The sequence below is a fragment of the Variovorax sp. S12S4 genome (assembly GCF_023195515.1).
Taxonomy (GTDB): domain Bacteria; phylum Pseudomonadota; class Gammaproteobacteria; order Burkholderiales; family Burkholderiaceae_C; genus Variovorax.
Map to the genome: position 1 here is coordinate 2417583 of NZ_JALPKR020000002.1, position 22399 is coordinate 2439981.

General features: G+C 66.3%; 19 protein-coding genes and 3 pseudogenes. 12 read left to right on the forward strand and 10 right to left on the reverse strand.

The window, feature by feature from the left end:
- Window positions 1-31: 31 nt before the first annotated feature.
- Together M0765_RS11855 and M0765_RS11860 are read right to left on the reverse strand one after the other, a co-directional pair.
- A complete protein-coding gene (locus M0765_RS11855) occupies window positions 32-352 on the reverse strand; it encodes a co-chaperone GroES (protein ID WP_258503849.1) in 321 nt (106 codons plus the stop codon).
- Between the two features lie 132 nt (window positions 353-484).
- Window positions 485-1141, reverse strand: a complete 657-nt coding sequence (locus M0765_RS11860; RefSeq protein ID WP_258503850.1) for a diguanylate cyclase — start codon at window positions 1139-1141, stop codon at window positions 485-487.
- A 198-nt stretch (window positions 1142-1339) separates the two neighbouring features.
- Here M0765_RS11860 and M0765_RS11865 point away from each other — a divergent pair, with 198 nt between their 5' ends.
- The 5 genes and pseudogenes from M0765_RS11865 (at window position 1340) to M0765_RS11880 (ending at window position 7018) form a co-directional block, all read left to right on the forward strand.
- Window positions 1340-2410: a glycosyltransferase family 4 protein gene (locus M0765_RS11865; protein ID WP_258508233.1), complete on the forward strand. Its 1071-nt coding sequence runs from the start codon at window positions 1340-1342 to the stop codon at window positions 2408-2410.
- A gap of 102 nt (window positions 2411-2512) precedes the next feature.
- Window positions 2513-3895: pseudogene (locus M0765_RS11870) on the forward strand (amylo-alpha-1,6-glucosidase); the annotation flags it as partial.
- Window positions 3808-4161 (forward strand): annotated as a pseudogene (locus M0765_RS29420) (hypothetical protein); the annotation flags it as partial. The pseudogenes M0765_RS11870 and M0765_RS29420, both read left to right, overlap by 88 nt.
- Window positions 4162-4335: 174 nt before the next feature.
- Window positions 4336-4560 carry a hypothetical protein gene (locus M0765_RS11875; protein ID WP_258503852.1) on the forward strand — a complete coding sequence of 75 codons (225 nt, stop codon included), beginning with the start codon at window positions 4336-4338 and terminating at the stop codon, window positions 4558-4560.
- A gap of 196 nt (window positions 4561-4756) precedes the next feature.
- Window positions 4757-7018 (forward strand): LamG-like jellyroll fold domain-containing protein, encoded by a 2262-nt coding sequence (locus M0765_RS11880; protein WP_258503853.1) that lies wholly within the window; start codon window positions 4757-4759, stop codon window positions 7016-7018.
- Here the strand turns inward: M0765_RS11880 and M0765_RS11885 are convergent.
- Window positions 7015-7932, reverse strand: coding sequence for a DUF3883 domain-containing protein (locus tag M0765_RS11885; protein ID WP_258503854.1), 918 nt, complete (start codon window positions 7930-7932; stop codon window positions 7015-7017). The two genes, M0765_RS11880 and M0765_RS11885, sit on opposite strands and share 4 nt — an antisense overlap.
- Window positions 7933-8003: 71 nt before the next feature.
- Entirely contained in the window at window positions 8004-8939 is a 936-nt protein-coding gene (locus M0765_RS11890) for a LysR family transcriptional regulator (RefSeq protein ID WP_258503855.1), read from the reverse strand.
- Between the two features lie 125 nt (window positions 8940-9064).
- Between M0765_RS11890 and M0765_RS11895 the strand changes: the two genes are divergently transcribed.
- Window positions 9065-9691 (forward strand): NADPH-dependent F420 reductase, encoded by a 627-nt coding sequence (locus tag M0765_RS11895; RefSeq protein ID WP_258503856.1) that lies wholly within the window; start codon window positions 9065-9067, stop codon window positions 9689-9691.
- On the opposite strand, the gene M0765_RS11900 is transcribed toward M0765_RS11895, so the two are convergent.
- Complete coding sequence (locus M0765_RS11900) at window positions 9688-10794, reverse strand: SMP-30/gluconolactonase/LRE family protein (protein ID WP_258503857.1); 1107 nt, start codon at window positions 10792-10794, stop codon at window positions 9688-9690. The genes M0765_RS11895 and M0765_RS11900 overlap by 4 nt on opposite strands.
- Window positions 10795-10935: 141 nt before the next feature.
- Between M0765_RS11900 and M0765_RS11905 the strand changes: the two genes are divergently transcribed.
- The 3 genes from M0765_RS11905 to M0765_RS11915 are packed head-to-tail and all read left to right on the forward strand — an operon-like array spanning window position 10936 to window position 13535.
- Window positions 10936-12396: a cytochrome ubiquinol oxidase subunit I gene (locus M0765_RS11905; RefSeq protein WP_258503858.1), complete on the forward strand. Its 1461-nt coding sequence runs from the start codon at window positions 10936-10938 to the stop codon at window positions 12394-12396.
- Window positions 12386-13393, forward strand: coding sequence for a cytochrome d ubiquinol oxidase subunit II (gene cydB, locus M0765_RS11910; protein WP_258503859.1), 1008 nt, complete (start codon window positions 12386-12388; stop codon window positions 13391-13393). Before M0765_RS11905 ends, cydB begins: the two co-directional genes overlap by 11 nt.
- Entirely contained in the window at window positions 13374-13535 is a 162-nt protein-coding gene (locus M0765_RS11915; RefSeq protein ID WP_446751549.1) for a DUF2474 domain-containing protein, read from the forward strand. Before cydB ends, M0765_RS11915 begins: the two co-directional genes overlap by 20 nt.
- 13 nt (window positions 13536-13548) lie before the next feature.
- On the opposite strand, the gene M0765_RS11920 is transcribed toward M0765_RS11915, so the two are convergent.
- Both M0765_RS11920 and M0765_RS11925 read right to left on the reverse strand, forming a co-directional pair.
- Window positions 13549-13767 carry a hypothetical protein gene (locus tag M0765_RS11920; protein ID WP_258503860.1) on the reverse strand — a complete coding sequence of 73 codons (219 nt, stop codon included), beginning with the start codon at window positions 13765-13767 and terminating at the stop codon, window positions 13549-13551.
- 82 nt (window positions 13768-13849) lie between these two features.
- Window positions 13850-16081 (reverse strand): copper-transporting P-type ATPase, encoded by a 2232-nt coding sequence (locus M0765_RS11925; RefSeq protein ID WP_258503861.1) that lies wholly within the window; start codon window positions 16079-16081, stop codon window positions 13850-13852.
- A gap of 321 nt (window positions 16082-16402) precedes the next feature.
- Here M0765_RS11925 and M0765_RS11930 point away from each other — a divergent pair, with 321 nt between their 5' ends.
- Window positions 16403-17149: a carbonic anhydrase gene (locus M0765_RS11930; RefSeq protein ID WP_258503862.1), complete on the forward strand. Its 747-nt coding sequence runs from the start codon at window positions 16403-16405 to the stop codon at window positions 17147-17149.
- Between the two features lie 69 nt (window positions 17150-17218).
- On the opposite strand, the gene M0765_RS11935 is transcribed toward M0765_RS11930, so the two are convergent.
- On the reverse strand, window positions 17219-18748 hold the full coding sequence (locus tag M0765_RS11935; RefSeq protein ID WP_258503863.1) for an amidase: 1530 nt from the start codon (window positions 18746-18748) through the stop codon (window positions 17219-17221).
- Window positions 18748-19731 (reverse strand): annotated as a pseudogene (locus M0765_RS11940) (Bug family tripartite tricarboxylate transporter substrate binding protein). The gene M0765_RS11935 and the pseudogene M0765_RS11940 overlap by 1 nt, the downstream one beginning before the upstream one ends.
- 152 nt (window positions 19732-19883) lie before the next feature.
- Here M0765_RS11940 and M0765_RS11945 point away from each other — a divergent pair.
- Both M0765_RS11945 and M0765_RS11950 read left to right on the forward strand, forming a co-directional pair.
- A complete protein-coding gene (locus M0765_RS11945) occupies window positions 19884-20798 on the forward strand; it encodes a LysR family transcriptional regulator (protein WP_258503864.1) in 915 nt (304 codons plus the stop codon).
- Window positions 20799-20909: 111 nt separating this feature from the next.
- Entirely contained in the window at window positions 20910-21290 is a 381-nt protein-coding gene (locus M0765_RS11950; protein WP_126747720.1) for an HU family DNA-binding protein, read from the forward strand.
- A gap of 95 nt (window positions 21291-21385) precedes the next feature.
- On the opposite strand, the gene M0765_RS11955 is transcribed toward M0765_RS11950, so the two are convergent.
- Entirely contained in the window at window positions 21386-22294 is a 909-nt protein-coding gene (locus M0765_RS11955; RefSeq protein WP_258503865.1) for a LysR family transcriptional regulator, read from the reverse strand.
- Window positions 22295-22399 lie beyond the last annotated feature (105 nt).

Genomic DNA, 22399 nt, shown 5'->3' on the forward strand with positions numbered 1-22399 from the left:
CACTCCTTTCACAACGGGTTTCTGGACATCATCAGGCGACGCGCTTCAGGCCGCCGCGTTCGCTGGTGTCGACAACCGCGAGCACGTCGTCCTCGCGCATCACCAGCAGTTCCTCGTCTTCGACCTTGACCGTCTGCCCCGCGTACTTGGCAAAGAGCACCTGGTCGCCCGCCTTCAGGTGCAAGGGGCGCAGGGTGCCGTCCGCAAGCAGCTTCCCTTGGCCCACCGAGAGCACCTCGCCCTGTTCGGGCTTCTCCGCGGCCGAGTCGGGAATCACGATGCCGGAAGCCGTCTTGCGCTGCTGTTCGATCCGCTTGACGATCACCCGGTCGTACAGAGGATGAAGTTTCATGTTCAATCTCCTAAGCGATACAGGTCATCAAAAAAGTTGAACCGGCACCGAGAAATGCCGGCGCGCGAGAGCTATGGGCTGGCCGCCGCCGCTTCAAGAGGTTGCGGCGCAGATTTTTTGTGACGATTTTTTTCAGCCGCCACCAAGCAGGATGCGATCCGCACGGCCCAGCCGGTAGACGGTGCGGCGCGCCGCATCGTCGCCATGCAGCGGCTGGGGCATCACGGGGCAGGGCAGCGGGCGCCCGCCGCTCTCGTCGAGCGTGTCGTCGCCATCGTCTTGCACTTCGGCCCAGATGCCGCGCTTGCGCGGGCGGAACAGCCAGCGCAGGTAGCCCCGGTGCGCGGCAAGCCGCATCAGCTCCTCGCGGTCGGGCGCATCGGCCATGACGTGGCCGTTGTCGCTGTCGTCGTCTTCGTAGTAGCCAAAGGCGCGTCGGCCGTCGCTCACTTCGGTTGCAGGCGCGCCAAGCCGCCACCATGCCGGCCGCTCCAGCCGCTCGACGTCCCAGGCGCCGAGCTGCCACGCCGCCTCGAGCAGCGATTGCTCGAGTGCGTCGAACGCATCGAGCACGCCCTGGGGCATGTCGAACTGCGCCATCGACTGCGGCACCGGCCGCGCCGGAAGTTCGAGGCCCGGCAGATGCAGGGGCGTCTGCCGGAAGAAGCCGTGCCAGTGCAGGGAGAGCAACGCAGGCGCTTCTTCGCGGGCCACGGCGGTTACGGTCACCGCATACAGCGGCAGCCGCATCGCGTCGGACTGGTCGGCAACGGTTTCGAGAATGTTCATCAAGAGACCTCCAATGCAACGCAAAAAATCTAGAACAAGCCGGCGCCGGCTGCAAGCGGCGAATGCCGCAGGGGCGCTTTTGAATGCTCTTGAAATTAAAAACAGCCGCATCAAAATTACAGCTTGGAAGCCTCGCGCCTCCGTTTCTTCGCCCTCATTCCTTGTTCATTCATTTCCTCCGAGGAGACTGTCTTGACGATGAAGATCGCGCAGATCGCACCCCTCTACGAAGCCGTTCCGCCGCGGCTCTACGGCGGCACCGAACGGGTCGTCGCCCACCTGGCCAACGCGCTGGTCGACCAGGGACACGAAGTCACGCTGTTCGCTTCGGCGGACACCCAGACCCGGGCCCAGCTGGCCCCCATGCGCGCGCAGGCCCTGCGCCTGGACCCGGCGCCGCTGAAGTCCGACCTGGCCAGCCACCTGAGCATGCTTCACGAAGTGCGGCGACGAGCGCACCAGTTCGACGTGCTGCACTTCCACGTCGACCTGATGCACTTTCCGTTCTTCGAAGACATGGCGGGCCGCACGCTCACCACGCTTCATGGCCGGCTCGACATTGCCGATCTGCCCGGCGCCTACATGCGCTGGAGCCGCTATCCGCTGGTCTCCATCTCGCGCCACCAGCGAAAGCCGCTGCCTTTTGCCAACTGGTTCGCGACCATTCCCCACGGGCTGGACGAAACGCCCTATGCCTTCCAGCCCAAGCCTGACGGATACCTGGCTTTCCTGGGGCGCATCTCGCCCGAGAAGCGGCCCGACCGCGCCATCGAGATCGCGAAGAAAGCGGGGCTCCCGCTCAAGATCGCGGCCAAGGTCGATGCAGCCGATGCAAGCTACTTTGCGCAAAAGATCAAGCCGATGCTCGACCACCCACTCGTCGAATTCATCGGCGAGATCGGCGATGCCGACAAGGCCAAATTTCTTGGCGGTGCGCGCGCGCTGCTCTTTCCCATCGACTGGCCGGAGCCCTTTGGCCTGGTGATGATCGAGGCCATGGCTTGCGGCACGCCGGTGATCGGGTGGCGCTGCGGCTCGGTGCCCGAAGTGATCGAGCACGGCGTGAGCGGGCTCATCGTCGAAGACGAGTCAGAGGCGGTGGAGGCGGTGCGCGCCATCGGCAAGCTCGACCGGCGCCGCGTGCGCGAGGCGTTCGAAAGCAGGTTCTCCGCGCATGCGATGGCAAGTGCCTACGTCGAGCAATACAAGCGGCTGATCGGTGGCGGGGTGCTGCCGCCGCAAGACCATGTCTACCACGAGGCGGCCTGAGCGATGAGCGTTGAAGTGCCTGCTGTCGATCAGGCTGAGCCGGCCACCGAACGCGCGGTGCAGCACGCGTTCGTGCTCAAGGAAGGCGATACCTATTTTGTGATGGACGGCCACGGCGACGTGGGCGGCGGTGTGGACGGGCTCTTTCACGACGACACGCGCATGCTGTCGACATTCGTGCTGCGGCTCGACGGCGCGCGTCCGTCGCTGTTGTCCAGCGGGGTCAGCCAGGACAACGTTTTCTTCACCGCCAATCTCACCAACCGCCCGCTGCCGGTGCTCGGCTCGACATCGATGCCGCAAGGCGTGATCCATCTGGAGCGCAAGCGCTTTCTGTGGGGCGCGCGGCTGTTCGAGCGCATCCGCCTCGTCAACTACAGCGACCAGCCCGCGCAAGCGCCGCTCACGCTGCAGTTCGGCGCCGACTTTCGCGACATGTTCGAAGTGCGCGGCCAGCAGCGCGCACGGCGCGGCGAGATCGGCGCGCCCGAGGTGGGAACGCACGGCGTGGTGCTGCGCTATCAGGGGCTGGACACGGTCACGCGCCTGGCCTGCATCGATTTCTCTCAAGTTCCGCAGCGCCTCGATGCGGGCACCGCCGCATTCACCGTGCCGCTTGCGGCGCACGGCGAATGGACGCTCCACATCGAGGTGGGCACGGAGCCCGGCCAACCCAACGCGGAGCGGTTCCGCGAAGCCGGCGTGCTCGCGCGGTGGCGCATGCGCGCACGCCAGCGCCGCGGCTCACGCCTGCAGGCTTCGGGCCGCTTGTTCCAGGCCTGGCTCGACCGCTCGCGCGCCGACCTTGCGCTGCTCACGACCGACCTGCCCACGGGACCGTATCCCTACGCGGGCATTCCATGGTTCTCGACACCGTTCGGGCGCGACGCCATCGTCACGGCTTTCCAGACCCTGTGGATCGACCCGAGGCTGGCGCAAGGCGTGCTCGAATTTCTTGCGGCGCGGCAGGCGCACCAGACCTCGAGCTTTCGCGATGCCGAGCCCGGAAAAATCATGCACGAGACCCGCAAGGGCGAGATGGCCGCGGTCGACGAACTGCCCTTCGGCCAGTACTACGGCGGCGTCGACACCACGCCGCTTTTCGTGGCCTTGGCAGGAGCCTATGCGCGGCGCACGGCCGACCGCGCCACCATCGCGCACATCTGGCCCGCGCTGTGCGCTGCTTGCGAGTGGATGGAGCGCAACATGGCGCGCCACCCCGATGGCCTGCTGGCTTACCAGCGCGGTGAAGCCAGCGGCCTAGCCAACCAGGGATGGAAGGACAGCCACGACTCGATCTTCCACGCCGACGGCCGCACGCCCGAAGGGCCGATTGCGCTCGTCGAGGTGCAAGGCTATGTCTATGCGGCCTTTCTCGCGATGTCGTCCATGGCCGAGTGGCAGGGCGACGCCGGCGCCGCCCGTTGGCGCCAGCGTGCGGAGGCCATGCGCGAAGCGGTCGAAAGCCGCTTCTGGCTCGACGACCTGAAGTTCTACGCGCTGGCCATCGATGGCGCCAATCAGCCTTGCCGCGTGCGTGCATCCAATGCGGGGCATCTGCTCTTCACGGGCCTGCCGGGCGAAGAGAGAGGGCCCTGTCCGTCGGCCACCAACTGCTGTCGTCGGCCTTCGCATCGGGCTGGGGCATTCGCACCTTGCCTACCGAGGCGGTACGCTTCAACCCGATGTCGTATCACAACGGATCGGTGTGGCCGCACGATGTTGCGCTGTGCGCGGCCGGGCTTGCCCACTACGGCGAGCGAGACGGCGTGGTGCGCATCCTTGACAACCTGTTCGAGACGGCCTCGCACTTCGGCATGCGCTTGCCCGAACTGTTCTGCGGCTTCGACCGCCAGCCCGGCCAGTCACCCGTTGCCTACCCCGTGGCGTGCCTGCCGCAGGCGTGGGCGGCGGGGTCTGTGTTCATGCTGCTGCAAGCCTGCCTGGGCCTGCAGGTGGACGGCGTCCGGCGCGAGGTGAAGATCGTGCAGCCGCAGTTGCCCGCGGACATTGACCAGCTGCACGTGCAAGGGCTGCAGGTGGGGAGTGCGCGTGTCGACCTGCACTTTCAGCGGCTCGAAGAACGCATCGTTGTGGTCGCGCAATCGGCGCCCGGCACGCCCAAGGTCGACGTCAACCTGCAGCTTTAGCGGTGCGGCGCAAAGCGTGACATTTATGAGCGCACCGCGCGGCGCGCGTGACACTGATTGTCATGTGCAGAGGGTTTTTGCGGGCCCTGAGGCTTTTTTGCGCAGCGATCCGCAAGCGAGGCGAATAGAAAAGGGCTCATCTGCGAATTGGGCATGCATGTTGCGGTAGCAAGGTTTAACAAAACCTCAATACAACATGCATCAACCGGCCAGCGAAGACAACAACCTCCCCGACAACACCCTCGACAACTTCCTGGACCGCCGCATGTTCTGCATGGGCGCGATGAGTCTCGCGGCCCTTGGAACCGCCGCTTGTGGCGGAGGACGAGGCGGCAGCGGAGCGGGCAGCATCGGCCTGCTTGGCGGTGCGACGCAGGGCACCGCTGGTGCGGCACCCGGGCCCGCAACGGGCTCCGGCTCCGAAGACGTGCCGGCCCCGGCCCCTTCGCCCGCGCGAGCGAAGCCGTTCGTTCACCCCGGCCTGCTGCACACCGAGGCCGACTTCGAGCGCATGCGCCTCAAGGTCGCGGCCAACGCACAGCCCTGGCTCGCCGGATGGAATGCGCTCACATCCAATGGCCGCTCGCAGCTCGGTGCCACGCCGCGGCCGCTGGCCACGGTGATTCGGGGGGACGTCCCGGGCCAGAACTTCGCGCAGTTCTACATCGACGTCGCGCGCGCCTACCAGTTGGCGCTGCGCTGGAAGGTTTCGCAGGACACGCGCTATGCCGACCTGGCGATCAGGTTCCTCAACGAGTGGTCGTCCACGTTGACGGCGATCGAGGGCAACGCCGACCGCTTTCTTGCGGCAGGCATCTACGGCCAGCAGTTCGCAAACGCGGCCGAGATCATGCGCACCTATCCGGGCTGGGCGGCAAGTGACTTCGCGCGTTTCCAGAACATGATGCTGACGGTGTTCTATCCGCTCAACCACAGCTTCCTCGTCAACCACAACGGCTCCGAGATCACCAACTACTGGGCCAACTGGGACCAGTGCACGATTGGTGCCATCCTGGCAATCGGCGTGCTGTGCGACCGGCGCGACATCTACGACGAGGCCCTGAACTACTACAGGAGCGGCGCGGGCAACGGCGCCGGCTTGCAGGCGGTCTATCACATGCATCCCGGCTATCTGGGCCAGTGGCAGGAGAGCGGCCGCGACCAGGGCCACTGCACCCTGGGCATCGGCCTCGCAGGCGCGTTCTGCGAAATGGCGTGGAACCAGGGCGACGACATCTACGGCTATGAGAACAACCGCTTTCTGGCCGGTGCCGAGTACGTCGCCAAGTCCAATCTGCGCGACGGCGCGGGCGACTTCTACACCGTGCCTTTCGTCACCAACGTGAACCGGCAGGGAACGCAGTCCGTGCTGGCGACGGGCGGGCAGGGGCATCGGCGCGGCATCTGGGAGAGCGTGCACAACCACTATGCAAACCGTCTCGGCATTGCCACGCCCTACACCGCGCTGCAGGCCGAGCAGATGCGTCCGGAAACGGACGGCAACAACGGCGACCAGCTCGGCTTCGGAACCCTGACCTTCACGCGCGATCCGCTCACGGCGCTCGTGCGGCCGAGCGGGCTCACCGCGCGGGTGCGCGCCTCGCAAGTGGAGTTGTCGTGGTGGGGCAGCACCGGCGCGCTGAGCTACGCGGTCAGGCGCGCCTCCACCGCGGGCGGGCCCTACAGCACCACCGTGGCTTCAGGCATCACCGACACGCTGACCTTCACCGACACCACCGGCGTCGCGGGAGAGGTGTATTACTACGTCGTGGTTGCCGTGAACGCAGGGGGAGAGAGCGAGCCATCCGCCGAAGCGCGGGCCGCCCTCAAGCCCGAGCTGCTGATGCACCTCAGGTTCGACGAAGCGCAAGGAAACTCCGCCGCCGATGCGACGGGCCGTTTCGCTGCCAGCGAACTTGCCGGTGGCGCGGCTTGGACTGCGGGCCGCAACTCAGCAGGGGCTGTCGCCCTGGGCGGCACGGGCGCCTACATCAACCTGCCCACGGGCTTGGTGAAAGACGCGGCCGACTTTTCGATCGCATGCTGGGTGTACGTGGACAGCCTCTCGACGTGGTCGCGCGTCTTCGACTTCGGCTCCGGCACGCGCCGCTACATGATGCTCACGCCGCGCAGCAATGCCGGCACCGTGCGCTACGCGATCTCCAGGGTTCACGGCTACAACGAGCAGGTGATCGAAGGCGCGTCGCCGCTGCCGACCGGGCGCTGGGTGCACGTGGCCGTGACCCTGGCCGGCACGCTCGGCACGCTGTATGTCGATGGCGTGGCGGTCGGCAGCAACGCGCAGATGACGCTGGCGCCCTTCGAGTTGGGAGAGACCACGCAGAACTTTCTCGGACGCTCGCAGTATCCGAACGATCCGGCGCTGCGCGCCCAGCTGGACGATTTCCGGGTGTACCAGGGCGCGCTGGGTACCGCGGAAATCGCGGCGCTGCTCTAGCCCCCGGCTTCGAAGCCGGGCGCCTGGCTCATTTCCGAAGGCTTGTAGATCTTGTGCTGCGCGGTGGGCCCGCCGGCATCGGCCACCACCAGCAGGCGCCAGAGCGGCTCGCGCGTGGAGCACGCGTTTTCTTCGGGGGTGAGGCGGAAGTTCGGCGTTGCCGTGGAGGTGCCCTTCACGGTGACCCTGAGAAGCGTTGCGCCTTTCGCATTCGACACCTCGATGTCGTAGCCCAGCTTCTGGCCGGTCACGTCCTCGGCGTTGTAGCCGTAGCCCTTGAAGTGGCCCATGACATACGCCATTGCGGCAGCCTGGACCTCTTCCGCCGAAGCCGGCTTGGCCGCCTCGGGCTCCGCTTCTACAGCCGCCGGAACGCCGCCTCGCGCCTTGGCGGCCTGCATGTCGGCTTCATCGGGAACCCAGCCGCGCGGGCCGCGCACCAGCACCGCCAGCAGCTGCTCGGGCTCCCAGCTTGCTACGTGCCATTCGGCGTCGTCGCGCACGCGGGTAGACACCTTCGCGCTCTTGTTGCTTTCGAGTTCTGCAATCGCAACCCGGTTGGTCTGCACGACCGCGCGGAAGCCCTGGCCCGCGTCGAAGGTGCGCTTGAGCAATGCAAGGCGGTCTTTCGCGCGCTGGACCTGGTTGGGCGTTCGCGCGCCGCCGCCGGGGCGGTGCTGCGTGTCGAGCGATTCGAGATAGAACCAGCGCCCGTTCGCACCCACGTGCACATACTCCGCCCAGATGGTCGCAATGACGTTGTCGCCCGTGGCCATCCAGGCGTACTCGAAGGGCTTGTCGCGCGCGTCGAACACGCCCATCTTGGCGACGATTTCAACCGGACTGAGCCGCGGTCCTGACAGGCGCATCTCATCGATGACGGCGAGTACGCGGGGGTCGACTTCCTTGTCCATTCAGCGGGCTTCTGGCGAGTTTGGGGGGTGGGAGTATGCCGCATCATCACCGCCGAACAAGTCAGCCGGTGTTACCGCGTGCGGCTGCCGGCGGACAGGCGCTGGGCCAGCTTCTGCTCGCGGAACGCCGCGGTGACGAAATCGACAAAGGCGCGCGTCTTGCCCGGCAGCAGCTTCTGGCTCGCGAAGTACAGCGAGAGCGGGCCCAGGTCGCAGTGCCAGTCGGGCAGCAGCCGCTCCAACGCGCCGCTCTGCAGGTGTGGCGCGGCGTGCGGCACGGCGACGAGGCCGATTCCCAGGCCCAGCAGCGTTGCGCGGCAGAGCGCATCGGGGTCGTTGACCACCATCACCGGCTTTTGCGTGGCGGCCATTTCGCGTCCGGCGCCGTTGCGCATGACCGGCGTGCGAACGCGGCTGTGCAGCGGCGAGCGCAGGGCCACGCCTGCAAGGTCGGCAAGGCCGCCCGGGTCCTTCGGCCGGCGCTTGCCGCGCAGGAAGCCGGGCGATGCCACCGCAATCAGGTGGATGCGCCCCAGCTCGCGCGCCACCATGCCGGGCGGCAGATCGAACCCGCCGCCCACGGCTGCGTCGAAGCCGCCGGCAATCAGGTCCAGCGGACGGTTGTCGAAGAACCAGTCCGGAACGACCGCCGGATACTTTTCGAGAAAGCCGGGCATCAGCGGCAACAGGTAGTCCATGCCGAAGCCCGGCGCCGCGCTCAGCCTGAGCACCCCAGCCGGCTGCCCGGCATTCACGGTGATGTCCGCAATGGCGCCCTGGATGCTGTCGAGGCCGCCCTGCACCGATTGCAAGAACCGTTCGCCTGCCTCGCTGAGCGTAAGGCCGCGCGTGCTGCGCTGGAACAGGCGCACGCCCAGGTTGCGCTCCAGCTGGGCGACGTTGCGGCTGACTGCTGCGGGTGTGAGCGCGAGCCGGCGTGCCGCCGACGAAAAGCTGCCCGTCTCCGCGCTGCGCACGAAGGATTCAAGGTTGGCGAGGGTTTCCATTGCAGGGCATTTCAACAAATGCTTGAAACTAATTCAAGCCAGTCATGACTATTGCTATGGGGTGCGAATGCCTAGAGTTGAACCCAGCAAGACGAACTTGCGCACTTCAACCCAAGGAAAACCAAATGAAAATCGCCATCATCGGCGCCGGCGAAATCGGCTCCGCCATCGCTCGCCAACTTGCACGCAACGGCATCGACGCCGCCATTGCCAACAGCCGCGGCCCGCAAACGCTGCAGCCATTGGTCGACGAGCTGGGGCCCCGCATCAAGGCCGTCGAGCTCAAGGAAGCGGCCCAGGCCGACCTGGTGTTTGTCGCGGTCAACTGGAACCGCCTGCACTCCGCGCTGAAAGACCTGGGGCCGTGGAATGGCCGCATCCTCGTCGATGCCAACAATGCCGTCGAAGCGCCGTCGCTGACGCCGATCGACGTAGGCGGCCGCGCTTCCAACGAAGTGGTGGCCGAACTGGCGCCGGGCGCTCGCGTGGTCAAGGCCTTCAACCACCTGGCGGCTGCCGCGCTGGAAGCCGACCCGAAGGTCGCCGGCGGCCGCCGCGTGCTGTTCCTCTCGGGCAAGGACGCCGATGCCAAGAAGACCGTGAGCGAATTGATTGCCCGCCTGGGCTTCACCCCCATCGACCTGGGCGGCGTGAACGAAGGCCGCCTGGTTCAGTTTCCGGGCGGGCCGATGGCGATCCTGAACCTGGTGAACCTCGACGAGCCGCAGCCCGAGGCGGCCACCGAGCGTTAAACCGCGCCGTGCGCTTCCACGTAGAGCGCGTAGAGCGAATGGCTGCTCGTCATGTAGAGGCGGTTGCGCTTGGGGCCGCCGAACTCGAGGTTGGCGCACCGCTCCGGAAGGCGAATGAAGCCGATCGGCTTGCCTTGAGGGTTGAAGATCTTCACGCCGTCCATCTCTTCGGACTTGCCGAGCGGCAAATGCGCCTTCATGCCGCCGCCCACATCGGTGGGCTCCGGCGAGAAGGCGCCGCTGAAGCCCCAGCCGCACCAGAGGTTGCCGTCGCGGTCGACCCGAAAGCCGTCGAGCGCGCCCGGGCCGTCGGCGTCCACCAGCTTGGTCTTGTTCGACACGCTGGTGCCGTCGGCTGAAACGTCGTAGCTCCAGATGCTGCGGTTGGGCGTGCCCTTCCACTCGACCACGTAGAGTTTTTTCTCGTCCGGCGAGAACGCGAGTCCGTTCGGGTTCACCAGGTCGGTGATGACCGCTGTGAGCTTGCCGTCCTTGGCAATGCGGTAGACGTTGGTGGTCGCCTGTTCGGGCGTTGCCCTGGAACCTTCCCACTCGCCGTTGATGCCGAAGAGGGGATCGGTGAACCACACCGTGTCGTCCGACCTGACGACCACGTCGTTGGGCGCGTTGAGCTTCTTGCCCTCGTAGCTGTCGGCCAGCACCGTCATGCGGCCGTCTTTCTCGGTGCGCACCACGCGGCGGGTGACGGAGTGTTCGCAGGTAATCAGTCGGCCCTGGCGGTCGCGCGTGTTGCCGTTGGCAAAGTTGGCGTTCTGCTTGTGCACCGTGAACTTGCCGGTCTTCTCGTCGTACTTCATGAGCCGGTTGTTCGGAATGTCGCTGCACAGCAGGTAGCCGCCTTCAGGAAAGTACACCGGCCCTTCGGCCCACCGCATGCCGGTGCCAAGCTGCTCGACCGTGCTGCTGTAGATGCGGTACCTGGCAAAGCTCGGGTCCAGTATCAGCACGGAGGGGTCGGGGTAGCGCTGGTTGGGTTTGAAGTCGAAAGACTGCGCACCGGCCAGGCCGGCCAAGGCGGCGAGTCCCGACCCCGCGGCGGTCTTGATGAAGCGGCGGCGCGGCTGAAGGGGTTCGTTCTGCATCTGCAAATCTCCTTTTGTCGTTGTGAATCCGGCAAGCCCGCAGCTGCGCCAACGGTGGCAAGGCTGCATGGGCAGTGGCCGGCGCTCATCTTACGGAGGCGCCTGTTGCGGCGATCTGCTTGTGACGTTAAGGTCGGCCGCATGGACGCCCTCCTGCTCGCCCGAATCCAGTTCGGCTTCACGATCTCGTTCCACATCATCTTTCCGGCGCTCACCATCGGGTTGGCGAGCTACCTGGCCGTGCTCGAAGGCCTGTGGCTGCGCACCGGCCGCAAGGTGTACCTCGACCTGTACCAGTTCTGGATCAAGGTGTTTGCCGTGGCCTTCGGCATGGGCGTGGTGTCCGGCCTGGTCATGGCCTACCAGTTCGGCACCAACTGGAGCAACTTCTCCCGCTTTGCCGGCGGCGTGACCGGGCCGCTGCTGGCCTACGAGGTGCTGACCGCGTTCTTCCTTGAAGCAGGTTTTCTCGGCGTGATGCTGTTCGGGCGCGAACGCGTGGGGCCCGCGCTGCACTTCGTCTCGACGATTGCGGTGGCCGTCGGAACGCTGATCTCCGCCACCTGGATTCTTGCGTCCAACAGCTGGATGCAAACGCCGCAGGGCCACGAGATCATCGACGGGCGCGTGGTGCCGGTCGACTGGTTCATGGTGATCTTCAATCCGTCGTTCCCCTACCGGCTCGCGCACACCGTCACCGCCGCCTACCTGGCCACCGCGTTGATGGTCGGCGGTGCGGCCGCCTGGCACCTGCTGCGCGGCCACGACAACACGCGCGTGCGCACCATGCTGTCGATGGCGCTGTGGATGCTGCTGGCCGCCGCGCCTCTGCAGGCGGTCATCGGCGACCAGCACGGGCTGAACACGCTCGAGCACCAGCCGGCCAAGCTCGCGGCCATCGAAGGCCACTGGGAGCGCACGCCCGAGGGCGAAGGCGTTCCGCTGAAGCTCTTCGGCTGGCCCGACATGAAGGCCGAGGTCACGCGCTACGCGGTGGAGATTCCGCGCGCCGGCAGCCTGCTGCTGGCCCACAGCTGGAGCGGGCAGATACCCGCGCTGAAAGACTTCGCACCCGAAGACAGGCCCAACTCGACCATTGTGTTCTGGACCTTCCGTGCCATGGTCGGCATGGGCGTGCTGATGATTGCACTGGCCTTCTGGGGCTTGTGGCTGCGGCGGGGAGGGCGCCTCTACGCGAGGAAGAGCTTTCTGCGCTTTGCGGTGGCGATGTCTCCGGCCGGGCTGGTGGCCATCCTGGCCGGCTGGTACACCACCGAGATCGGCCGCCAGCCGTGGATCGTCTACGGTCTCATGCGCACGGCCGATGCCGTGTCGCCGCAGCATTCGACTTCGCAAGTGGGCTTCACGCTGGCGCTGTTCGTCGTCGTGTACCTGGTCGTGTTCGGCGCGGGCACGGCCTACGGGCTGCGCCTGATCGCCAAGGGGCCGGCCGGAGACGAAGCCGAACGTCCCGCGTGGGGCGGACCCGGTGAAACGCGAACGCCGATGCGCCCGCTCTCCGCCGCGCCCGAAGACGACCAGACCGATGACGCCGGTAGCCGCGCCGAAAGAGCCAAGGAGGGCGACCGCGATGGGCATTGATCTTCCCCTCATCTGGGCCGTCATCATCCTGTTCGGCATCATGATGTACGTGGTGATGGACGGCTTCGACCTGGGCATCGGCATCCTGTTTCCGTTCGTGCCGGCCAAGGAAGACCGCGATGTGCTGATGAACACCGTGGCGCCCGTGTGGGACGGCAACGAAACCTGGCTCGTACTCGGCGGCGCCGGGCTGCTGGCGGCGTTTCCGCTGGCCTATGCGGTCATCCTCAGCGCGTTCTACCTGCCCTTGATCCTGATGCTCGTGGGGCTGGTGTTCCGCGGCGTTGCCTTCGAGTTCCGCTTCAAGGCGCGTGCGGGCAAGCGCCGCTGGTGGGACCATGCCTTCATCGGCGGCTCGGTCACCGCGGCCTTCTTCCAGGGCGTGACGCTCGGCGCCTTTCTCAACGGCATGCCGGTAGCCGATGGCAACTACGCGGGCGGGCCGTTCGACTGGATCTCGCCGTTCTCGCTCTTCACCGGCGTGGCGCTGGTGGCGGCCTATGCGCTGCTGGGCGCCACCTGGCTCGTGATGAAGACCGAAGGCCGCCTGCAGATGCGTATGCGCAGCCTGGCAAGGCCGCTGGCCTGGCTCATGCTGGCCGTGATCATCGCCATCAGCATCTGGACGCCGCTCGCGCACGAGGCCATTGCCAGGCGCTGGTTCAGCTTTCCCAACCTGCTGTGGTTTGCGCCGGTGCCCACGCTGGTGGCCCTGGTCACATGGCGCCTGCTGCGCGACCTGGGCGGCGACGGGCACGCTTCGCCCTTCGTGCTCACGCTGGCGCTGCTGTTCCTGGGCTACACCGGGCTTGGCATCAGCCTGTGGCCCAACGTCATTCCACCGGACATCAGCATCTGGCAGGCGGCGGGTCCGCCGCAGAGCCTGGGCTTTGCGCTGGTCGGCGCCTTGCTGATCATCCCCGTCATCCTGATGTACACCGCATGGAGCTACTGGGTGTTCCGCGGCAAGGTGCGCCATGGCGATGGGTACCACTGACCCCGGCCCCGGCGGCCGCGGCAAATGGTTGCGCCGTTTCGGATGGCTGCTCGCCATCTGGCTGGCCAGCGTCGGCGTCCTCCTTATGGTGGCGCTGGTCTTCCGCTGGCTGATGCGGGCGGTAGGCCTCACTGCGCCGTGAGGCCTGCCGCAGGCTAGTGGTGCTGCGCGTGGGCTGCAGGTGCGGCTCGCCGGCGAATTTCGCTCTGCAGTGCACGCTGCCCTGCCGCCAGCGCGGCTTCGTAGGTGTCCGCCGGATCGAAGGCGTCGCGAAGCACCTTGGGGTTCGCTCCGTCCGTATCGGTTTCAAGCAGGCGCCAGACATAGGAGCCGAGGGCCGGCTCCTCGATGATGAGTTCGATAGGTTGTGTCATTGCTTCCAACTTGCACAAACCGGGGGCGAATGTCTGTAGGCCGAATTCGAATGCTGCGGGCCCTGCATCCGATTTGAACTCTTCAAGCGGACTGCCTGCCGTCGCTCGCCGCCCGAAGCCTCAACGCATTGCTAATGACCGACGCCGAGCTCAGGCTCATCGCCAGCGCCGCGATCATCGGCGAAAGCAGCCAGCCGGTGAACGGAAACAGCACGCCGGCCGCGAGGGGCACGCCCAGCGCGTTGTAGATGAACGCGAAGCCCAGGTTCTGCTTCATGTTGGCAATGGTCTTCTCGGAGACGATGCGCGCCTCTGCAATGCCTCGCAGGTCGCCCTTCACCAGCGTGACCTGCGCGCTGTTCATCGCAACGTCGGTGCCGGTGCCCATGGCGACGCCCACGTCGGCTTTGGCGAGCGCGGGCGCATCGTTGATGCCGTCTCCGGCCATGGCGACGATGCGGCCTTCGCGCTGCAGTTTGTCGACCAGCGCCAGCTTGTCGGCGGGCTTGACTTCCCCGTGCACCTCGTCGATGCCCAGCCTGGCTGCAACGGCGCGCGCGGTGGTCAGTCCGTCTCCGGTGGCCATGATCACGCGCATGCCCGATGCTTTGAGCGCTGCCAGCGCCTCCATGGTCGTGGCCTTGACGGGGTCGGACACCGCGAGCAGACCCATCGGCTGGCCGTCGGCGGCAAGGAACATGACGCTGGCACCTTCGGCGCGCAGGGCTTCGGCCTGCGGCTTGAGTGCGTCGACCGGCACGCGCAGCTGGTCCATCAGCGCGGTGTTGCCCAGCGCCAGCTTGCGGCCGCCGACGATGCCGCTCACGCCGATGCCGCTGCTGGACTCGAACTCGTCTGCCGCGGCCAACGCCAGGCCGCGTTCGCGAGCTGCCTCGACGATGGCGTGCGCCAGCGGATGCTCGCTCCCCTGGTCAAGGCTGGCGGCAAGGCGCAGCACGTCGTCTTCGGTGAAGCCGGGCAGGGCGACAGCACGCTCGAAGCGCGGCTTGCCTTCGGTCAGCGTGCCGGTTTTGTCGACGATGAGCGCGTCGACCTTGCGGAAGTTCTCGATGGCCGCCGCGTCGCGGAACAGCACACCCTGGGTGGCGGCCTTGCCGGTGGCCACCATGATCGACATTGGCGTGGCCAGGCCTAGCGCACAAGGGCAGGCAATGATGAGCACCGCCACCGCGTTGATGAGGCCGTGGGTCCAGCTTGGCGCTGGGCCGAAGAATCCCCACGCAAGAAAGGTCAGCAGCGCAATGCCGATGACGACCATGACGAAGTAGCCCGCCACCTGGTCGGCCATGCGCTGCATCGGCGCCCTGGAGCGCTGGGCCTGTGCCACCATTTGCACGATGCTCGCGAGCACGGTTTGCGAGCCGACTTTTTCCGACTGCATCACCAGCGCGCCGTTGGTGTTGAGCGTGGCGCCGATGAGCTTGTCGCCGACCCGCTTGGTCACCGGCAGCGGCTCGCCCGTGAGCATGGATTCGTCGACCGCGCTCGCACCCTCGACCACCACGCCATCCACCGGCACCTTTTCGCCGGGCCGCACGCGCAGCTTGTCGCCGACATGCACATGCGCGATGGGAACGTCTTCTTCAGTGCCGTCGGCACCGATGCGCCGTGCCGTCTTGGGGGCAAGGCCCAGCAGCGACTTGATGGCCGCGGAAGTCTGCGAGCGCGCCTTCAGCTCGAGAATCTGGCCGAGCAGGGTGAGCGAAATGATCACCGCCGCAGCCTCGAAGTACACCGCCACGCGGCCCATCGACATGAAGGATTCGGGAAAGGCGCGGGGCGCCACGGTGGCCACCACGCTGTAGACGAAGGCGGCAGCGGTGCCCAGGCCGATGAGCGTCCACATGTTCGGGCTGCGGTTGGCCACCGACTGCACCGCGCGCTCGAAGAAGGGCCATCCCGCCCACAGCACGATCGGCACGGAAAGCACCAATTCGATCCAGCTTTGCGTGGCCATCTCGAACCACTGCAGCCTGTGGCCCGCCATGGCGAGCACGGTGACTGCAATGGTGAGCGGCAGCGTCCAGAGAAACCGCCGCTTGAACTCGCGCAGTTCGGGATCTTCCTTCTCGTCTGCGTCGAGGCTCGGCATTTCCGGCTCCAGCGTCATGCCGCACTTGGGGCAATTGCCGGGGTGGTCCTGCCGTATTTTCGGGTGCATCGGGCAGGTGTAGATCGTGGGCGATCCGCCCGCCGCGCCGGGCTCGACGGCATTCACCGGCGCAGGGTGGCCGCCGTGATGGTGGTGCTGATGATGGTGGTCGTGTCCTGGGTTGGAACGCATGTCGTTCATTCGAATTCTCCAGCGGGAACCATGGGGCCGCAGCGCCGAAAGGGCGGCGCAGGCAGGCGAGGTTTGAGGGTCAGCCTCCGGTCAGGTAGGCGTCCAGACAATCGCGCCGGCCTCCGGCGGCTTCGGCGGATGGCCTGCTTGCGCAGTGGCCGCAGGTCATCGACTGGATCTCGAACTCATGCATGGCAACTCCTTGGTTGTTGAATAAGCGGAGTTCAGTTTCAGGGTTGACATGGTGGCAAGGTCAAGCCGGTTCTGCGTGCCTTTCGCTGGAGGGGCTGCGGCTCCTCTTACAACTTTCTTCCTCTGGAATCCTTGTCCATGTTCCCAGTTTCTCGCTGTCTCCTGAGCCTTGCGCTGCTCGCGGCTTCAACGGTCCACGCCCAGGCGCTGGACTACGACCATCAGGAAAACTGGAAGGCGGTTCACGACAGCGCCCAGTCGCCGATCGATATTCCCACCGGCGAAGCCAAGGCCGGCGATGCGCTCGAGCCGCAAGACATTCGCCTGAGCAACGCTCGTGCGGCGCTCGACGTCGTGGACAACGGCCATGCGGTGGAGGTCGAGGCGAAGGGGCCGGACGCCATGATTCGCGGGCGGCACTTCAAGCTGCTGCAGTTCCACTTCCATGCCGAGAGCGAACACACGGTGGACGGCAAGCACTTCCCGCTCGAGGGGCATTTCGTGTTCCGTGCCGCGGACGGCCGGCTTGCCGTGGTGGGCGTCATGTACCGCGAAGGTACGGCCAATCCGCTGGCGGCCAAGGTGCTGGCGGCACTCGAGAAGGAAGGCCATGGCGAGCTGTCCAAGGCCGATATTTCCGTTCTGCTGCCCAAGGACAAGGCCTACTACCACTACCTGGGTTCGCTGACCACGCCGCCGCTGACTGAAAACGTCGAGTGGTATGTGCTGCAGGCGCCGGTGTCGCTGTCTCCGGCGCAAATTTCGCAATTCCGCGCGCGCTATGCCCACAACAACCGGAAGCTGCAGGAGCTCAACGGGCGTCCGCTGATCCGCTTTCCGTCGGTGTCGCTGACCGCCAATCGCGCAGCCCCTGCCAGCCGCTGAACGCCAAGCCAAAAAAAGCCCCCGGTTCTTCGCAGAGCCGGGGGCTTTTTCAGCTTTGGCGCGGCCTTATCAAACGGCGGAAATCGAGGGCCGCGCCGCAGCCGCAGGAGCGCCGCCATGCGGCCCCGGCGGTGCGGTGACGATGGATGTGAGCGCAGGTTCGGCCGTGCGCAAAGCCGAAAGATCCGGGCGCGGGCGGCGCAGTTGCGCATCGGCTGCGAATGCCATTTCCATGGCGTGCGCGGCGCCCAGCACTTGGTGGTCGGCGCGAAAGCCGCCCACGATCTGCAGCCCGAACGGCATGCCCGCGTGATCGACGCCGCAGGGCAGCGAAAGTGCGGGATGCGTCGTCAGCGTGACGACATACGTCAACGCCAGCCAGCGGTAGTAGTTGGCCTGCTTCTCGCCGTTGATGGTGTCCGCATACAACTGCGTCCACGGGAACGGCGACACCGGCGTGGTGGGCGAGAGGATCAGGTCGTAGTCGGCAAAGGTCGCCTGGAAGCGCTTGATGAGCCGTGTCTGCTCGGCCTGCGCCCAGGCGCTGTCGAGCAGGCTCATCTGCGCGCCCATTTCATAGTTGGCGCGGGAGTTGGGTCCCAGGCTGGAAGGGTCGCGCTGGTAGGCCGCGTGCATGCCGGCCACGAAGGCTTCGGCGCGCAGCACGTCGAAGCAGCGGTGCGCCTCGCCCAGATCGAGCGTCACTTCGTCGCAAGACTTGAACAGGTGCCGCATGGCGCCGATCTTCCGCCGCATGGTGGCGCGGATGTTGTCGTCCACCGCGCAGACGCCGAAGTCTTCGGTCCATGCCACGCGAAGCCTGCTCAGGTCGACGTCCATGGGCTTCTGAAAAGACAGCGGATCGAGCGGGTAGCTCAACGGGTCGCCCGCATGCATGCCGGCGGAGGCGGCCATCTGCAGGCAGGCGTCCGCCACTGTGCGGCCCATCGGCCCGACGACGGAAATCGGCGTCCAGCCCAACAGCTTTCGCACGCTCGGCACGATGCCCGGCGATGGCCTGAAGCCCACCACGCCGCACTTGGCGGCCGGAATCCGCAGCGAGCCGCCGGTGTCGGAGCCGGTGCACACGGGCAGCATGTCGCACGCCAGCGCCGCCGCCGAGCCGCCGGAGGAGCCTCCCGCATTCAGGTTGGGGTTGAATGGGTTGCCGGTGGCACCCCACACCTCGTTGCGCGAATTGGCGCCGGCGCCCATCTCGGGAACGTTTGTCTTGCCCGCAACGATGGCACCCGCCTTTCGAAGGCGGGCCACCAGCTCGATGTCTTCCTCGGGCACGTGGTCGCGGAAGATCGCGGAGCCCCAGGTGGTGAGCAGGCCCTCGGTGGGCTCCAGGTCTTTCACGCCCAGCGGCAGGCCATGCAGCAGGCCGAGCGCATCGCCGCGCATCACGGCGGCTTCAGCGGCCCTGGCCTCGGCCCTCGCGCGGTCGAAGCTGGTGGCGGTCACGGCATTGACGAACGGGTTCACCCGCTCGATCTGCGCAATGCAAGCCTCTAGAAGCTCGACCGGCGAGACTGCCTTGCTGCCGATGAGCCGTCGCAGTTCGACGGCGGATTGTTCGATCAATTGGGTGTCCATCAATCAGCGGTGATGTTGGCGCGGGCGGCAACGGCGCGCATCAGCGGCAGTTCCTTGTTGATCAGCTCGCTCACGGCGGCGCCGTTGCTGAAGGCCGGCTCCAGGCCCTGCGCGGTCAGCTTGGCCCGGGTGTCGGCGTCGGCAACGGTGGCGGCAAGCGCCTTTTCGAGTTTGGCTTTCACATCGCCGGGCAGGCCCTTTGGGGGCCGACACGACCAGCCACGAGTCCATGTTGATGTCGGGGTAGCCGCTCTCGGCCATGGTGGGCACATCGGGCAACAGCGTGGAGCGCTTGGCGGTGGTCACCGCAATCGCCTTGATCTTGCCGTTCTTGAGCTGGGGAATGGCGGCGCTCACGGTGTCGACGCTGAACGGAACCTGGCCGCCCATCAGGTCGGTCATGGCTGGCGCGCTGCCCTTGTAGGGCACGTGCGTCATCTTCAGTCCGGCGGCGTTGAGGATGGTTTCTCCCGCGAACTGCGACGTGGTGCCGGTGCCGTACGAGGCGTACGAATATTTGCCGGGCGATGCCTTCACGTAGTCCACGAACTGCTTCACGGTCTTCACCGGCACCTCGCTGTTGGCCAGCAGGATGAGGCCGACGCGTCCGATCAGGCCAATCTGGTCGAAGCCCTTGATCGGGTCGTAGGGAAGATTCGAGCGGATGGCGGGGTTGACCGTGAACGTGGTGCCCGAGCTGACCAGCAGCGTGTAGCCGTCGGGCGTCGCCTTGGAAACGTAGCTTGCCCCGATCACGGTTCCGGCTCCGGCGCGGTTCTCGATGACCACCGATTGGCCGAGTTCCTTGGCCAGGCGCGCGGCAATCACGCGTGCGTTCACGTCGGTGGCGCCGCCCGGGGAAAGGGAACCACGAGCGTGACCGGGCGCGACGGAAACCCGGTTTCCGCGGCGGTGGTCCCCAGCGATGCAAGGCCAAGGCAGGACGTCAGCAGCAGGCTGGCCAATGCAGGGAGGCGTTTCATGAAGTACTCCTGGGGACGAGGTTGGGGGGACGGCGGATGCAATTCCATCCTAGGAGCCGGAACCCGCTGCCACAAGCGCAATGTTTAGAATTGTGGATTGCCGTTTCGGCAATCGAAACCGCTCTCTGCCCATCTCTGAACCGGAGAATTCCATGGCTCTCAACGCGTTGCAGGAGACCGCCGTGCGGTACTTTCTCGAGGTGGTGCGAACCGGCTCGGTGAAGGAGGCGGCGCTCAAGCTCAACGTGGCGCCGTCGGCAGTGAGCCGGCAGGTGGCCCGCCTGGAGCGCGAACTCGACACCCTGCTGTTCGACCGCCACGCGCGCGGCATGGTGCCCAACGCGGCCGGCGAGCTGCTGGCGGCGCATGCCAAGCGCATGCAGCAGGACATCGAGCGGGTTGCCAGCGACATCCAGGGCTTGCGCGGCCTGCGCAGCGGCCGCGTGCGCGTGGTGAGCACGGAGGGCTTTGCCTTCGACTTTCTTCCGACGCTGATTGCCCGCTTTCGAAGCAAGCACGAGGGCATCCGCTTTCACCTGGAGGTGTGCCCGCCGCACGACATACCCGGACGCATACGCGATGGCGAGGCCGACATTGGAATCACCTTGAGCACGGTGCCCGAGCCCGGCATCAAGATCGAGCTGCGCCACCCCAGCCCCATCCTCGCCGTGATGGCCAACGACCATCCGCTGGCGGCGCAGCGGCAGTTGTCCTTGCGCCAGGTGGTGGCCTACCCGCTGGGGCTGCCGCCGCAGGACAGCTCGATCAGGCAACTGCTCGACACCAGCTGCAGCCGGCAGGGGCTCCACTACGTGCAGGCCATGTCGAGCAACCATGCGAATGCGCTGGTGAGTTTTGCGGCCGCGGGGGGCGGCAGCATTGCGTTCTATGGAGAGTTGTCGATCCGCACGCAGCTGAAGTCGAAGGCGCTGGTTGCCATTGCGCTGAAGGACCGCGAAATGAACGAGCGCCACCTCGAAGTAGAGACCCTGGCGGGCCGATCGCTGCCCGACGCGGGCAAGGCATTCGTGCAATTCCTCACCGATGCCATCAAGGCAAGCGCCTGAACGCAAAGAAACCGGTTCCCGTGTGCGCTACACTCCGCGCCGCTTGCAGTGGCCTCAGCCGCTGCGCCGTCATTGGCAACATGACGAGAACAATCCAAAGGAAATTTTCAAGTGAACCGTATCGAACTGGTCGAAAAGATCGCCGCCGCCCACAACGTCAGCAAGGCAGAAGCCGCCCGTATCCTGGAAACCGTCACGGGTTCCATCGTCGCCGCAGTGAAGAAGGGCGACCCCGTCCAGCTCATCGGCTTCGGAACCTTCAAGCAAGTGGCTCGCGCCGCACGCACCGGCTTCAACCCGCAAGCCGGCGCCAAGATCAAGATCGCCGCACAGAAGGTGCCGAAGTTCGTGCCGGGCGCAGCATTCAAGGCCGCCATCGACCCCAAGGCTGCAAAGCGCAAGGCCGACAAGGCAGCCGCCAAGCCCGTCGCCAAGAAGGCAGCACCGGCCAAGAAGGCCGCCGCTCCCGCCAAGAAGGCCGCAAAGAAGTAAGACTTCAGCGAGCCATGGTTTGCGGCCGCAAGGCTGCTTCCATAAAAAGACGGCCCTTCGGGGCCGTTTTTTTATGCCTGCGGGGCACACGGGCCTCAGGCCAGCGTGCCGAGCCTCGCAAGAATGAGGTCGTACAGCGTCTGGGCGGCCACCGAGAGGCTTCCTTCGCGGCGCTGCACCAGGTAGATGGTCCGGGTGAGGCCGGGCAGCGGCAGGGGCCGCGTCACCAGCGTGTCGCGCCGGAAGTGGAACAAGGTGAGCTCCGGCACCACGCTGATGCCTATGCCGGCCTCGACCAGGCCCGTGACGGTGGCCAGGTGCTCGACCTCGAACACCGCGTTGAGCCGCAGCGGATGCAACGCCGCGTCGAGCGACTGGCGCACGCTGCTGTTGCGCGCCATCTGGATGAAGGGCCAGGGCGCGAGCTGCCTGGCCGTGAGCTTGGCGACGCCGGCCAGCGGGTGGTCCTTGCGGCAGACCAGGTGAAAGCGGTCTTCGCAGAGCTTGCGGCCGCGCAGGTCGCTGGCCGCAGCCGCATCGGCGCCGGTGGCCGCCAGCGCGAAGTCGGCCTGGTGGCCGCGCAGCTGGGCAATGCAGGCATCGGAAAGCGCATCGTGCAGCTCCACCGTGATGCCGGGCCACGCCTGCATGAACTCGGCGAGGATGGCCGGCAACCAGCCGGCCGCGAGCGAGGGCAGCGCCGCCACGCTCACGCGGCCCTTGCGCCGTTCGGAGTGGTCGGCAAGGTCGCCGATCGCATCCTGCATGTCGTCGAGCAGGCGCCGGGCCGAGGGTTCGAAGAGCCGCCCCTCTGGCGTGAGCTGCACGCTGCGCGTGTCCCGGTCGAAAAGGCGGGCGCCCAGCGTGTCTTCGAGCGTGCGGATCAGCGCGCTGAACGCGGGCTGCGACAAATGACAGGTCTGGGCGGCGCGCGTAAAGTTGCGCTGCTCGGCCAGTGCCATGAACGCGCGCAACTGGCGGCTGGAAAGGTCGGGCGCGGTCATCGATCTGGAATTTGAATAAGACGACCCGAAATCAGGGGTCTGCGGATGGTATCTCTGTGCCTTGCGCGCAACGAGTCGTCCCAACTTTCCTGTTCGCGGGTGACC

What these genes read in the sequence shown, in the direction of transcription:
- M0765_RS11905 (WP_258503858.1), top strand. Translation starts at nt 10,936, where the DNA reads ATGGACGCCCTCCTGCTCGCCCGAATCCAGTTCGGCTTCACGATCTCG.
- M0765_RS11885 (WP_258503854.1), bottom strand. Translation starts at nt 7,932, where the DNA reads ATGGACAAGGAAGTCGACCCCCGCGTACTCGCCGTCATCGATGAGATG.
- M0765_RS11895 (WP_258503856.1), top strand. Translation starts at nt 9,065, where the DNA reads ATGAAAATCGCCATCATCGGCGCCGGCGAAATCGGCTCCGCCATCGCT.
- M0765_RS11860 (WP_258503850.1), bottom strand. Translation starts at nt 1,141, where the DNA reads ATGAACATTCTCGAAACCGTTGCCGACCAGTCCGACGCGATGCGGCTG.
- M0765_RS11880 (WP_258503853.1), top strand. Translation starts at nt 4,757, where the DNA reads ATGCATCAACCGGCCAGCGAAGACAACAACCTCCCCGACAACACCCTC.
- M0765_RS11900 (WP_258503857.1), bottom strand. Translation starts at nt 10,794, where the DNA reads ATGCAGAACGAACCCCTTCAGCCGCGCCGCCGCTTCATCAAGACCGCC.
- M0765_RS11925 (WP_258503861.1), bottom strand. Translation starts at nt 16,081, where the DNA reads ATGAACGACATGCGTTCCAACCCAGGACACGACCACCATCATCAGCAC.
- M0765_RS11915 (WP_446751549.1), top strand. Translation starts at nt 13,374, where the DNA reads ATGGCGATGGGTACCACTGACCCCGGCCCCGGCGGCCGCGGCAAATGG.
- M0765_RS11955 (WP_258503865.1), bottom strand. Translation starts at nt 22,294, where the DNA reads ATGACCGCGCCCGACCTTTCCAGCCGCCAGTTGCGCGCGTTCATGGCA.
- M0765_RS11930 (WP_258503862.1), top strand. Translation starts at nt 16,403, where the DNA reads ATGTTCCCAGTTTCTCGCTGTCTCCTGAGCCTTGCGCTGCTCGCGGCT.
- M0765_RS11890 (WP_258503855.1), bottom strand. Translation starts at nt 8,939, where the DNA reads ATGGAAACCCTCGCCAACCTTGAATCCTTCGTGCGCAGCGCGGAGACG.
- M0765_RS11875 (WP_258503852.1), top strand. Translation starts at nt 4,336, where the DNA reads ATGCTGCTGCAAGCCTGCCTGGGCCTGCAGGTGGACGGCGTCCGGCGC.
- M0765_RS11920 (WP_258503860.1), bottom strand. Translation starts at nt 13,767, where the DNA reads ATGACACAACCTATCGAACTCATCATCGAGGAGCCGGCCCTCGGCTCC.
- M0765_RS11935 (WP_258503863.1), bottom strand. Translation starts at nt 18,748, where the DNA reads ATGGACACCCAATTGATCGAACAATCCGCCGTCGAACTGCGACGGCTC.
- M0765_RS11945 (WP_258503864.1), top strand. Translation starts at nt 19,884, where the DNA reads ATGGCTCTCAACGCGTTGCAGGAGACCGCCGTGCGGTACTTTCTCGAG.
- cydB (WP_258503859.1), top strand. Translation starts at nt 12,386, where the DNA reads ATGGGCATTGATCTTCCCCTCATCTGGGCCGTCATCATCCTGTTCGGC.
- M0765_RS11865 (WP_258508233.1), top strand. Translation starts at nt 1,340, where the DNA reads ATGAAGATCGCGCAGATCGCACCCCTCTACGAAGCCGTTCCGCCGCGG.
- M0765_RS11855 (WP_258503849.1), bottom strand. Translation starts at nt 352, where the DNA reads ATGAAACTTCATCCTCTGTACGACCGGGTGATCGTCAAGCGGATCGAA.